The sequence below is a fragment of the Virgibacillus sp. FSP13 genome (assembly GCF_054048505.1).
The window spans coordinates 17104-29571 of record NZ_JBSVKG010000024.1 but is presented as its reverse complement, the minus strand read 5'-3'; the positions used below and the strand labels follow the sequence as shown (position 1 = coordinate 29571).

The 12468-nt window shown below is 39.2% G+C and carries 12 protein-coding genes and 2 other annotated features (1 of these 14 only partly in view); of the genes, 7 read left to right on the top strand and 5 right to left on the bottom strand.

Features of this window, described 5'->3' with window-relative positions; all coding sequences use genetic code 11:
- Positions 1-14 (bottom strand) — a binding site (T-box leader); it reaches 283 nt to the left of the window's first position.
- A 46-nt stretch (positions 15-60) separates the two neighbouring features.
- Positions 61-306: a binding site (T-box leader), on the bottom strand.
- 305 nt (positions 307-611) lie between these two features.
- The 3 genes from ACW2QC_RS16495 to ddlA all read left to right on the top strand — a co-directional run bounded on the left by ACW2QC_RS16495 (position 612) and on the right by ddlA (position 3040).
- Positions 612-1178 carry a DUF6036 family nucleotidyltransferase gene (locus ACW2QC_RS16495; protein ID WP_457545042.1) on the top strand — a complete coding sequence of 189 codons (567 nt, stop codon included), beginning with the start codon at positions 612-614 and terminating at the stop codon, positions 1176-1178.
- On the top strand, positions 1165-1542 hold the full coding sequence (locus ACW2QC_RS16490) for a hypothetical protein (protein WP_457545041.1): 378 nt from the start codon (positions 1165-1167) through the stop codon (positions 1540-1542). The genes ACW2QC_RS16495 and ACW2QC_RS16490 overlap by 14 nt, the downstream gene beginning before the upstream one ends.
- A gap of 391 nt (positions 1543-1933) precedes the next feature.
- Positions 1934-3040: a D-alanine--D-alanine ligase gene (gene ddlA, locus ACW2QC_RS16485; RefSeq protein ID WP_457545040.1), complete on the top strand. Its 1107-nt coding sequence runs from the start codon at positions 1934-1936 to the stop codon at positions 3038-3040.
- Positions 3041-3097: 57 nt separating this feature from the next.
- Here the strand turns inward: ddlA and ACW2QC_RS16480 are convergent, their stop codons facing one another.
- On the bottom strand, positions 3098-3658 hold the full coding sequence (locus ACW2QC_RS16480; protein ID WP_457545039.1) for a nitroreductase family protein: 561 nt from the start codon (positions 3656-3658) through the stop codon (positions 3098-3100).
- Positions 3659-4660: 1002 nt separating this feature from the next.
- On the opposite strand from ACW2QC_RS16480, the gene ACW2QC_RS16475 reads away from it, so the two are divergent.
- The 4 genes from ACW2QC_RS16475 (at position 4661) to ACW2QC_RS16460 (ending at position 8626) form a co-directional block, all read left to right on the top strand.
- The gene (locus tag ACW2QC_RS16475; protein ID WP_457545038.1) at positions 4661-4951 is read left to right on the top strand and encodes a cupin domain-containing protein; all 291 of its coding nucleotides are present in this window, start codon (positions 4661-4663) and stop codon (positions 4949-4951) included.
- Between the two features lie 402 nt (positions 4952-5353).
- Entirely contained in the window at positions 5354-5806 is a 453-nt protein-coding gene (locus ACW2QC_RS16470; RefSeq protein WP_457545068.1) for a nucleoside deaminase, read from the top strand.
- A gap of 341 nt (positions 5807-6147) precedes the next feature.
- Positions 6148-7956, top strand: a complete 1809-nt coding sequence (gene abc-f / locus ACW2QC_RS16465; protein ID WP_457545037.1) for a ribosomal protection-like ABC-F family protein — start codon at positions 6148-6150, stop codon at positions 7954-7956.
- Positions 7957-8173: 217 nt separating this feature from the next.
- Positions 8174-8626, top strand: coding sequence for a DUF2269 family protein (locus tag ACW2QC_RS16460; protein ID WP_457545036.1), 453 nt, complete (start codon positions 8174-8176; stop codon positions 8624-8626).
- 6 nt (positions 8627-8632) lie between these two features.
- Here the strand turns inward: ACW2QC_RS16460 and ACW2QC_RS16455 are convergent, their stop codons facing one another.
- From ACW2QC_RS16455 to ACW2QC_RS16440, 4 genes are read right to left on the bottom strand one after another with little or no spacing between them, the layout of a single operon-like run.
- On the bottom strand, positions 8633-8860 hold the full coding sequence (locus tag ACW2QC_RS16455; RefSeq protein WP_457545035.1) for a hypothetical protein: 228 nt from the start codon (positions 8858-8860) through the stop codon (positions 8633-8635).
- On the bottom strand, positions 8850-10751 hold the full coding sequence (locus tag ACW2QC_RS16450) for a PTS fructose transporter subunit IIABC (RefSeq protein WP_457545034.1): 1902 nt from the start codon (positions 10749-10751) through the stop codon (positions 8850-8852). The genes ACW2QC_RS16455 and ACW2QC_RS16450 overlap by 11 nt, the downstream gene beginning before the upstream one ends.
- 12 nt (positions 10752-10763) lie before the next feature.
- On the bottom strand, positions 10764-11681 hold the full coding sequence (pfkB, locus tag ACW2QC_RS16445) for a 1-phosphofructokinase (protein WP_457545033.1): 918 nt from the start codon (positions 11679-11681) through the stop codon (positions 10764-10766).
- Positions 11678-12424 (bottom strand): DeoR/GlpR family DNA-binding transcription regulator, encoded by a 747-nt coding sequence (locus tag ACW2QC_RS16440; protein ID WP_457545032.1) that lies wholly within the window; start codon positions 12422-12424, stop codon positions 11678-11680. The genes pfkB and ACW2QC_RS16440 overlap by 4 nt, the downstream gene beginning before the upstream one ends.
- Positions 12425-12468: the final 44 nt, after the last annotated feature.

Below are 12468 nucleotides of genomic sequence, written 5' to 3'. Positions count from 1 at the left end.
CTCAGCGATTTATATATATGCAGTTACGTATTTTGGGTACACAAAAAGGTCCCCCAATCCCAAAAGGACGAGGAACCCGTGGTACCACCTTTATTAGCTAAAAAACAGCTCGCTTTGGTAATATCAAGTATCATTACTTAATATTTGTCTCTTGTAACGATGAGACGTTCGCCAAAGCCTACTGCAAATATGGTTCGGTTTGGAAGTTCAGAAGTCCATTCATCTAACCAATACTACTGGTTTACACCAACCACCAGCTCTCTAAAAGTACTTGGAAAGAGTACTATTCTTCGTCATCACTGTTCGTGAATTTAATTATTGAGATTAATAATAGGGGATTTGGTTTTAGATGTCAAGGGGAAAAGATGAATTTTTGCAAGAAGTTTTTTCTTAACCATTTTTTACTTTGTCTGTTTTCGCATTTTTTGTTGCTTGTGAAAAAATATTAATTAGACACAACTTCAAAAACAACAATCTTTTAGAAACAGCTTTTACTTTTTGTGGTAAGTATCTGACCATGGTGCAGTGACTATATAAGAACAGATTATAAATCGTACCAGAAATGGTATAATTAATATGTACAGAAATTCTGCAATTCAGGGGGGAGTAGTATGACGGAATCTAATAATATTGGATTAATGGATAAAGATAAACTGTTAAACATATTTGATTATCTAAACGAACGACTGAAAGAAAACCAGCTTCAGCTTGAGCTGACTATTTATGGCGATTCCATTATGACAATAGTGTATGACAATAGACCAGCCACTAAAGATATTGATTGCGTATTTAGCGAAGCAAATGCAAAATTGCTAGAAAATATATTAAACCTTATTAAATTCACTTTTAATCTTTCTGATGGATGGATAAATGAGGAAATTAAAGAACCACTAAAGTCCATTCTTAAAGAAAATAAAGAGACCTACAAAATTTACTCAAACTTAAAAATACTGAAACCTAAGGCTGAACAGTTGCTAGCAATGAAACTATTAGCTGCCAGACCTGAACCTTCTAAAGATTTTTTTGATGCCTATATACTTTGTAAAGATTTAAACATTACAACAAAAAAAGAACTTCTTAATGTCTTTAGTGATTATATACCACTAACGCTTATCGGTGAAAGGCAAATGACGTTTATAAAATATTTAGGAGAGGACTTAGGCTATGATTGGAAATAAGTATTTACAATCCTTATTTTCGTATTCAGATGAGGACACGAGTTTAAACCAACTATTAGAACTGTTAAAATCAAAAGACAAGGAATTTATGGAGAATCTGCGTATACCAATGGATATAAATTCATGTAGTGATGCAGAGTTGACGTATTTAACGAAGGTATCACCATTGATAGATTATTATTTACAAATTCATCGCATAGAAGTTCCAGGGTGGCTTAGAGACGATAAACTAAAGTTTGACAAACCTTATTACTTCCCAAAACGAATAAGTGATTTTGAGAAACTAAAATTACAGTATACAAATCCTTCCCCCTTTAGGGCAAAAAATGTCTATTATGATTTGAACGGAATTGAACGAGTTTAATAATATGGACGTATTCTGTTGTATTCTCAAAAGATAACTTGTCAACACCCTAAAGCGTACTGCTCATTACCAGTAGTGCGCTGACATATTTCTAATCATCTCTTAAGGTTTCCCCATACATAGCTTGTTCTTGATCATCAATCCTTCCATTAAAACGGGTTAACTCCGCAATTATACCCATTTTGCTATCATTTAATGAAAAAATCAAAAACAGCTTCTAATGGTTCTCATTCCTTTATAAGTAAAGGCTGTTTTTTAAAAGACAAATCCACAGTAGTACAAATTTTAGGAGTGAAATATTTTATCTTAAATTTGATTCCGACTGTCGCAAACAAGCTGTTTTATGCTATTTTAAATACATATGAATTTTTTATAAAAGGGAGTTCTCTTAATGAAAAAGAAAAAAGTGGGAATTATTTTTGGCGGTAAATCCGCAGAACATGAAGTATCCCTACAGTCAGCGAAAAACATTGTGGAAGCAATTGATAAAGATAAATATGATGTTGTATTAATTGGTATTGATAAACAGGGGAAATGGCATTTGAATGACCAATCCTCCTATTTATTAAATGCGGAAAACCCGAAATTAATTCAGTTAAATAAATCAAATGAAAATGTGGCAATTGTTCCAGGTGAGAACGGAAATCAGCTGATTAATGCAACAAGCGCTGTAAGTCTTGATCAACTAGATGTGGTATTTCCGATTGTTCATGGGACGTTAGGAGAGGATGGTAGTTTGCAGGGGATGCTGCGTTTCGCAAATCTCCCTTTTGTTGGCCCAAGTGTATTAGGCTCCTCGATCTGTATGGACAAGGAAATTGCCAAACGCCTGTTAGAGGCATCAGGTATAAATGTTGCTAAAGGGTTTGCGTTTACGAGGGCGAAGAAAGATAAAATTGTTTATGAAGATATTGTCGCGCATTTGGGAACGCCAATGTTTATTAAACCGGCAAATCAAGGGTCATCAGTTGGTGTCAGCAAGGTTTCTACTAAGGAAGAGTTTGAAAAGGGAATTGCGGCTGCATTTCAATATGATCATAAAGTAGTCATTGAAGAAAGTGTTGTCGGCCGTGAAATTGAATGTGCAGTACTTGGCAATGAAGAACCCATTGCATCTTTACCAGGTGAAATTCTGCCAAATACAGAATTTTACTCGTATGAATCGAAGTATATTGATGAAAAAGGCGCGGAATTGGCAATACCGGCTGAGTTGTCTGAGGAAATGGTGAAAAAAGTTCAACAAGTTGCAGTAGATGCATTCACTACACTTCAGTGTGAAGGACTTGCACGCGTTGACTTTTTCCTATCAGATTCCGGTGACATTTATGTGAATGAAGTGAACACGTTACCAGGCTTTACTAGAATCAGTATGTATCCAAAACTATGGGAAGTGAGCGGTATTTCTTATCCGGAGCTGATTGATCAGTTGATTGAGCTAGCAATAGAGCGTCATGAGAATGATAGAATGCTGAAAAGTGCGGTTTGGGATGAGGAATAGGTGAAATATTAAAAGACATCATAGGTTATAAAAACCTTTGATGTCTTTTTACTTACGTTATCCTTTAAACGTCGAAAACTTCTCAACAACCGAAATTCTATCTTTTTTGACTGGCCCTTTATCAAAATAGCCAAGATGTAGAAGGCCAACAATTTTTTCATCTTCGCCCACATTTAAGATTTCCTTCATTTTCGGGTCGTATATGTGGGGGTTTGTTTTCCATACAACACCAAGCTGTTTTTCCCATGCTAACAGCCAAAAGTTTTGGATCATACTTGCGGTGGCACCGAAGTTTTCATCGTATTGTTTTTCGGTTTCCGGAACTTGCATAATGATAGCGAGGAATGCATTTGGTTCGTTTAGATATTCTTCGCGGTTTTCCTGCCTTTCTTTTGGATAGGTTGTAGCAACTTGCTTGGCAAAGCTTTGTTTTTGTTCTGGTCCGACAAAAATAAAGCGCCATGGTTGTCGTAGCCCATGGGTTGGTGCCCAAATTGCATCTTCTAATAATTCCAATACTGCTTCTTTTGTAACAGGTTTATTATTGTAGCCTTTTTTTACGGATCGTCGTTCGCGGATAACGCTTGCAATCGTAGTTTGTTCTTTTACTTCTTCCACTAAATCATCTCCTATGTCATTTCAATGCATAAATGATAATTATTATCAATTAAAGTAAGTGTAACCGAAAAGGTAATTTAAATCAAAAAAGATTAGTTTTTCTTTACTTTTTGGAAAATAGCTAGCTTATAAAAGATTGTTGTTTTCTGCAAACAGTGGATATTAGTGAAAAGTTTTTTCGCGATGCTATCTCTAACTTTAATGGGTCTGAGTGCATTAACCCGCTACGGCAGAATACTTCGCTTTCCGTGGGCACGGCCTCAGCCCCCTTGGAAGCAAAGTGCGCTTACTGCGGGGTCTTCGGACACGTGCTGTTCCCACAGGACAAGGAATGCTTCGGCAGCGTTACATCGCACGTAGAAAATGGATCTGTATTTTCAAGGAGTCTAAGTATTCTGCCTCCGCTGGTAGTGGTTTTCTGGTTAGAGAGTAGTTATTGTATCAATGTTTCATGGTTTTCTTCTCATTTGATTAGGAAGTTATTCTAAGGCTCGGGAAAATGCGGGAATCCAATGGGAAAAGGAACCATCTGAAGACCCCATAGGACATGGAAAGCTTCGACAGCGATACATCGTACGAAGGAAAAGTGCTTTTCTTTTTCGAGGAGTCGACTACCCGAAACGAAAATCAATTATATTAAAAATGGACTATAATTTTTGTTATTTGATCCAGCAATAGATGTTGGAAATTGCAACGCACTATACCCAGCGGAGGAAATACGCTGAGACTCCTGGGGGAGGAAAGGCATCGGTGAGACCCCGCAGTGCGTTAGCACGAGGAGGCTCAGCAGCCGCCCCCGGAAAGCGAAGTGTATTTCCGTAGCGGTAATTAGTACACAGTTTATATCATGCGAAATTAAAAGGAATAAAAATTTTGAAAAGGAAAGCGTCTCATAAATATAAATTAAGTGTGATGATCATCACGTTATTTCATGGATGTTTTAGATATACTATGGGTGATTAAACTAGGAACTATAAAATTGTTGGAGGGGTAGTGACCTAAATGGAACTTATTTCTGTTTCACATGAACTAACGAAGCCAGTGGAAGCTAAAAGAGTTTTCCGCGATGATGAACGGGAAATTATGCATATCAAACTTATGGAAGGTGAAATAGTAAAAGAACATGATTCACCAAAGCACGTGTTCATTTTTGTGAAAAGCGGTAGTGTGGAATTCACAATAAATAATGAGACACACACCATTAATGCAGAAACGATTCTGCATATGGATCCAAAAGAAAGACATGCACTGAAAGCATTAAGCGATGTTTCCATTCTTGTTATGAAATGTTAAGTAGTGAACCAAATTCCTATGGTAGATCGTGGTGAATAAATTGCTAGATGTGCAGTTGGAAGGAAAGCGAGCTGTCATTGATGTTCGTGAGCGGATTCTTAAGGGGGAGCATCCGTGAAATGAAATTTTTGATTGTAAAGCAAGCTCCAGTAGGGACGATATTCGAAATCCATTTGCCACACCAAGCCAGCCGCTGATTGGCGGATTAGAAAGTTTTGGTTTAAATGTGGTTGTCAATCAGCCTGAATTGGGTCATTTTCGGATGGTGACGGTGAAATTGGATGAAATTTAAGCTAGAAAATGCAGTTATTCTAACGGAATAGTTTCATTTTTTAAAAGAAACGTAAAATTCATTATGTAATGATATAATGCAGGCAAGTCAAAAATAAAGGCGGATGCATGATGGATAAATTCATGGAACGTGCTATTGAATTGGCAACAGAAAATGTGCAGGAAGGTGGTCAGCCGTTCGGAGCTGTATTAGTCAAAAATGGCCATCTTGTGGCAGAAGGGGTGAACGAATTACATAAGCGTTTTGACGTAAGTGGGCATGCGGAAATGATGGCAATAAGACGTGCACAGAAAAAGATGCATACGACTGTTTTAGAGGGGTATACCATGTATGCAAGCGGTGAACCATGTCTAATGTGTTTAACTGCCATGAGTTTTGCCGGGATTGATCAGGTCTATTACTGCAATTCAGTCGATGATGCGGTTGAAGCGGGATTGGGAAAGTCAAAGGCAATTTATGAGGATTTGCAAAAGGCAAAGGAAGAACGATCAATAAAAATGAAACAAATGCCACTAAGTGACGGACAAAAGGATCCGATGAAAATTTGGAAGGAACAATCATAATTTCTAGAAACTATTGACAGTAACAATTCACATCGTTATGATAAAAGCAATAATACATGAAGGGGGTTCTATCCTGCGATGAAGTAAACCCACGTTTATTCCAATTAATCTTGAGAATAGTATCAAGATAACGTTTCTGTGAATGAAACAAATGGGATACGTGTGTACTTTTTGCAGGATAACCGTACTTTACGGAACTTTGATAGCCAAGGTGTGTTTTGACCGACCACTCGGCTGTTTTATCCACCGCTTTTATTTTGGTATATCCATGTCTCCATTGCATTCATTCACAGGACAGAATCCTGTGTTTTTTTATGAAAAAAATGAGTGGGGGAATGGATATGTTTATTTTTAAAGCAAAGGGACTTCGGAAGGAATGGAACGGAAAAACACTATTTAATGATATTGATCTAGAACTTAAAAAGGGGGAGCATATCGCATTATTTGGACGGAATGGTTCAGGGAAAACGACATTATTAAATGGATTGCTTGAACGGTTACAATTCGAGGATGGTGACATAACGCGGTTTATTCCACTAGAGCAATGGGGTATGCTTGAACAGGAACCGAATGTTGATCCATCCATTACGGTGATTGATTATGTTCAATCGGCTGCAAAAAAACGCTATTACTTAAAAAAAGAACTTGAACAAATTCAAGGACAATTGGACAATTCTAATACTGAATTACTAGAACAATATAATACGATTTATAATCAGTTTTTAACATTGGACGGATATAACCTTGAAAGTGAAGTAGAAAGGTGCCTACAAGAGGTTAACCTAGATGAGTTAACATGGGAAAATTCCTTTCAGCAGTTAAGTGGTGGGCAGAAGACACGTGTACAGTTAGCCCGTCTGATGATGCAGAACCCGGCATGCATTTTGATGGATGAGCCGACAAATCATTTGGACAAAGAGACAATGGAGTGGCTGGAAGAATGGTTGCAAAACTTTTCCGGAGCAGTACTATTTGTCTCCCATGATCGGTACTTTTTAGACAAAACAGCACATCAAATCTATGAACTTACCTCGGATGAATGCAGGCGATATGCCGGTGGGTATACAGACTATCGCAGACAAAAGGAAATAGAACAGCAAACCCAGGAAACCCTTTACCGGAAACAGAAGCAAAAGCGAGAGGAACTGCTGCAAACTATCCAGCGGTATCAGCGGTGGTTTCAACAAGCTCATAAAGCTGCAGGACAGAACGATTTTGCACGGTCAAAAGCGAAAAAGAATGTGTCCCGATTTAAAGCAAAGGAAAAGGAATTAGAACGGTTGGAAACAAATCGAGTAGCGAAACCGCAATCCGATAAGCAACTGCAGTTAAACTTGGAAGGAAGTGGATTTTCGGCAAGACGACTTTTGCATATCGACAATGTCACGTTTTCCTATCATGACAAAGAAATGCTTTTTTCCGATTTTACAACATCCGTAAATAGAGGGGATCGTCTTGCTGTTGTTGGCCCAAACGGTTCTGGTAAATCGACACTGCTGAAACTCGCTATTGGCAAACTACAACCAATGCAAGGGGCGGTGATGTATAATCCACAAACAAAAATTGGCTACTTTGCCCAAGAGCTAGACAATTTAGATGGCGATAAAACAATCCTTGATAGCATGCTGGAATTGCCGGGCATGACGCAATCAGAGGCACGGACCATACTTGGATGCTTTTTATTTTCACGAGAAACTGTATTCAAAAAAATTAACGATCTAAGCATGGGAGAAAAATGCCGTGTCGCATTTCTTCATTTGTATTTCAGTGAAGCAAACCTTCTTGTCCTGGATGAGCCAACGAATTTTTTAGATGTGGATACAAAAGAAATGATGGAGGAGGTATTAGCTTCCTACCCCGGGGCGATCATGCTTGTTTCTCATGATCGATATTTAATAAAAAGAGTAGCAAATCGATTTATTGAACTAGGTAATGGTGACATTGTTGACTATCATGGGGATTATGATTCCTTTCTAGAGCATAAAATGTTGAGAAAGCAGGATGTGCATAAGGAAAATGAAATCCGCGAGTTCGAACTTAAACTGACGCAATTACTGACAATGGATGCGATGGATGATGAGGTAGAGCAAAGGCAAACACTTGAAAAAATAAAGTCGATTAGAGAAAAACTTGATGATTTGAAGCAGTAAACTCACCGAAACCAACGCAAGATGAGGCGGGTACCAATAAAAAGTGTTACCCACCGATAAATCGGTAAGAATGGAAATTGCCATTAAACAACAATTCAAGACACAAAGCTTTTACAAAAAAAATTATGGATAGTGGCGAATGTCACAGCGCTACATAGTGCTAGTTAGTGTATGATAATAATATAGGTAGATTTTGTTAGTTGGAGGTAAATAACCCGTGACATTCTATATGTTTCTAGTCTTTATACATATTTTTTCTGCAATATTAGGAATGGGACCTGGTTTTGTCATGATTTATATTGTAACAAAGGCAACTACGATGTCGGAATTACGCCACGCTTATGCGATACGAAATCGGCTACACATTTTTGTGATGGTCGGGGGGACATTGTTACTCGTAACCGGGTTATGGATGGGAGCTTTGAACCCGTATCTATTCCATGCTGGTTGGTATGTAACAAGTTTAATACTTTTCTTAATCGCACTTGGTTTTGGCCCAACTGTTCTGTCACCAAGGTCGAAGCCGATCAAAGCATTGCTGAAGAGTTATACTGGTGATGACATTCCAGACGAGTACTATGTTTTATCGAAGAAGTTATTTTTTTATGAACGAATAGAGAATGTTATTTTTTTAATCGTGATTGCGTTGATGATCACCAAGCCGTTTTAGGGGTGTTCACGTTATAAAAACGGTAAAGTCGCCGGACAAACGGAGAAAGTCGCCGGAAAAGAGGGAGAAGTCGCCGGAAGAAAGCGGAAAGTCGCCGGAAGAGAGGGAGAAGTCGCCGGAAGAAAGCGGAAAGTCGCCGGACAAACGGAGAAAGTCGCCGAATGAACGCGGAAAGCCCCCGAATAAAAAATCGAGCACCATACCCGATGGTGCTCGATTACTTTTATGCTGCATTTTCGATATTCTTTTTTAACAACCCAACGAGTAGGGCTGTGACAATAGATCCGATGATAATTGCTAATAGATATAGTAACGCTTTTCCAAGGCCGCCATCGACTAATCCGATTACGAAAATACCGCCGTGTGGTGCGCGGAGTCCGATATCAAATAGCATCGATAGTCCGCCTGTGACAGCAGCTCCAACCATAGCGGATGGAATTACCCGGGCTGGGTCGGCTGCGGCAAATGGAATAACACCTTCCGTGATAAAACAAGCTCCAAGTGCGTAAGATGTTTTTCCTGCCTCGCGTTCTTGTTTGGTAAAGCGTTTTTTAAATAACGTTGTTGCAAGTGCCATGCCAAGTGGTGGTACCATCCCGGCTGCCATTACTGTTGCGATAAACGTATAGTTTTGTGCATCTAACATGGCAATGCCGAATGTGTAGGCGGCTTTGTTGACGGGGCCACCCATATCAACGGCCATCATTGCCCCTAAGATAATTCCAAGCAGTACTTGGTTTGTACCACCCATGCCTTCTAAAAATGCTGTTAGGCCTGTGTAAATTTTCGTTAATGGTGGGTTGATTATCATCATGATTAATCCGGTAATTGCAACACTAAACAATGGGAAGAATAGGACCGGTTTTAAGCCTTCCAATGAATCTGGTAATTTTTCGAATGCCTTTTTGACGAGCAATGTGACATAACCGGCGAGGAAACCTGCGATAAGTCCACCGAGAAATCCGGAACCACCTGCAGCACCTTCTGCTCCCGTAACGGTTGTAGCAATTAAACCACCAACCATACCTGGTGCAAAACCAGGACGATCGGCAATACTAGAAGCGATGAAGCCGGCAAGTACAGGAACCATTAGGAAGAAGGCTTTTCCGCCACCAATTGTATTCAGCATATAAGCAAACGCATTGTATTCCGAGCTGTCCGGATCGGCGGAGTTAATTCCCCAGAAAAAGGATAAGGCAATTAAAATTCCGCCCCCAACGACAAATGGCAGCATGTTCGAAACACCATTCATCAAATGTTTATAAAAGCCACTTTTCTGCTCTTTGTCAGTTGACTTCGACTTCTCTTTTGTGCCTTCCCCTTGATATAACGGTGCATCTTGATTTATAGCTCGATTTAATAAGTCATTCGCTTCATGAATAGCTTTTCCGACACCTGTTTCGATAACGATCTTTCCGCTGAATCGCTCCATTTCTACCTTTGTATCAGCAGCAACGATAATAGCATCAGCGTCAGCGATTTCCTGATCTGTTAAGCGATTTTTTACACCACTCGATCCATTCGTTTCTACTTTAATGGTAATTCCCATTTCTTTTGCAGTTTCGGATAACTTCTCTGCAGCCATATACGTATGCGCAATCCCTGTTGGACAAGCTGTTACGGCTAAAATGTTACTAGTAGTTTCGTCTGCTTCTTCAGGGCCATCTAATTCTGTTTCTTTGGCATTGACCGCTTCCAAAATTTGCGCTTTCGTTGTAGCCTGGTACATTTTTTCTTGGAATTTTGGATCCATTAAAAATGTTGACAAACGTGATAGTGCTTCTAAGTGGGCATTGTTTGCTCCTTCACTCGCCGCAATCATAAAGAAAAGATGAGCGGGTTGCCCGTCGAGTGCGTCATAATCTATCCCGTCTGAAGAACGACCAAACGCAATGGCTGGTGTTTTGACTGCTGCAGTTTTAGCATGGGGAATAGCAATCCCTTCACCAACACCAGTAGTACTTTGTTCTTCACGTTCAAAAATGTTTTTAAGAAATGCATCCTTATCGTTTAGCCGATTAGCTCTGTTAAGTTGGTCAGCTAATTCGGACAATACTTCAGATTTGGAAGTTGCCTGTAAATCCAATTTTATTGTATCTTCTTTTAATAAGTCAGTAATTTTCACTGAGATCACATCCTAATCTTGGAATGGAATAATTTGAACGCTATCCAAAAGTTTTATCACATCTTCCTTTTGGCATAAATCCGTCTGAAATGCTGTTGCACTGCCGCTTGCTACACCATAACGAAACGCCTTGATGGGATCGTCATCATTTAAATAGGAAGCAATAAAACCAGAAACGAGTGAGTCTCCGGCACCTACCGTATTGACGACAGCTCCTTTTGGGGCCTTTGCAATGAAAACATGATCCTTTGCTGCTAGAATAGCCCCGTCGCCACCCATCGAGACAATCACATGCTGTATACCTTTTTCTACAACTTGTTTTGCAAGTTGGACTGCTTTGGCAATGCTTGTGACTTCTGTATCGAATAATTCACCAAGTTCCTGTTGATTGGGCTTTATTAAAAATGGTTTTGTTTTGATTAAATTTTTCAGTGCTGAACCAGATGTATCAAGGACGAAATGTACGTTATTATGTTTACATATATCCGCCATTTCCTGATAAAAGGATTGGGCAATGGAATCAGGTAAGCTACCAGCTAAAATAAACCAATCTCCTTCACGCAATGTCTTAACTTTAGCTAGTAATGCTTCTTGCTGTTCCGGTGTAATTACAGGGCCTGGCCCATTTAATTCGGACTCTTTATCTGCCTTAATTTTGACATTAATACGTGTGATTTCTGAGGTGGGTATAAAATCGGTTTGAATTCCTTCTTGTTCTAAAAAGTCGGTAATATATCCACCAGTAAAACCACCAGAGAATCCCAAGGCGGTACTGTTTTTACCGAGCCTTTTCAGCACTCGGGAAACATTAATTCCTTTACCACCCGGATAATAGTACACGTCTTTGCTACGGTTTAATTCACCAGTATGGAATTCCGGTAGATAAACGGTGTAATCAATTGATGGGGTTATTGTGCATGTATAAATCATGTTGTTACCACCTTTGTCGTTTGAGATAGTGCGAATAGTTCCTGTTGTTCGATACTATTTGTAATCAATTCTGCTGCATTCAAGTTGATTATTTTTGCAAAGCTCACCTTATTTAGTTTCGTGTAGTCGGCCAGTACGTAAACTTCCTTAGCCAGAGAACTTGCAACTTGTTTCACATGCGCTTCTTCAGGATCGGGAGTTGTGTACCCGTATTCTGGATGAAAGCCATTGACACCTAGGAAACATCTGTCAAATCGATAATTTTGTAGGGACTGTACCGCCTGTTGACCGATTAGTGCACTTGTTTTTGATTTGACAAACCCACCAGTTAAATAGGTGGTAATCCCGTGTTTCATTAGTGAATCTAGGTGAGTTGGTCCATTGGTTACAACAACAGCATCTTTGTTTTGCAGAAAAGGGATAATTTGTAATGTTGTAGTCCCAGCATCAAGGAAAATACAATCACCTTCTTCTACAAGTTCAGCTGCATAAGTTGCAATTGTAATTTTATCTTGAAGGTTTTTGGATGATTTTTCGGAAATGCTGTATTCCTGCAATTTACGTTCTGTTAGTGTTGCGCCACCATGAATACGCTCTAATTTTTGTTGGCTTTCAAGTTCTGTTAGGTCCCGTCTTATGGTTGACTCGGAAGCAGATGTAGCATCAATAATATCTTGAAGGGTTATGGTTTGTTTCTCTCTTAGTAATTGCAAAATCATTTCATATCGTTCGGTCGTGAGCATTATGCAGCATCCTTTTTTCCTTTAATAACTTTATTATAAGGGGA

Excerpts from the sequence above, each read along its gene's own strand:
- pfkB (WP_457545033.1), bottom strand. The coding sequence starts at position 11,681 with ATGATTTATACATGCACAATAACCCCATCAATTGATTACACCGTTTAT.
- ACW2QC_RS16475 (WP_457545038.1), top strand. The coding sequence starts at position 4,661 with ATGGAACTTATTTCTGTTTCACATGAACTAACGAAGCCAGTGGAAGCT.
- ddlA (WP_457545040.1), top strand. The coding sequence starts at position 1,934 with ATGAAAAAGAAAAAAGTGGGAATTATTTTTGGCGGTAAATCCGCAGAA.
- ACW2QC_RS16455 (WP_457545035.1), bottom strand. The coding sequence starts at position 8,860 with ATGCAGCATAAAAGTAATCGAGCACCATCGGGTATGGTGCTCGATTTT.
- ACW2QC_RS16470 (WP_457545068.1), top strand. The coding sequence starts at position 5,354 with ATGGATAAATTCATGGAACGTGCTATTGAATTGGCAACAGAAAATGTG.
- ACW2QC_RS16440 (WP_457545032.1), bottom strand. The coding sequence starts at position 12,424 with ATGCTCACGACCGAACGATATGAAATGATTTTGCAATTACTAAGAGAG.
- abc-f (WP_457545037.1), top strand. The coding sequence starts at position 6,148 with ATGTTTATTTTTAAAGCAAAGGGACTTCGGAAGGAATGGAACGGAAAA.
- ACW2QC_RS16495 (WP_457545042.1), top strand. The coding sequence starts at position 612 with ATGACGGAATCTAATAATATTGGATTAATGGATAAAGATAAACTGTTA.
- ACW2QC_RS16490 (WP_457545041.1), top strand. The coding sequence starts at position 1,165 with ATGATTGGAAATAAGTATTTACAATCCTTATTTTCGTATTCAGATGAG.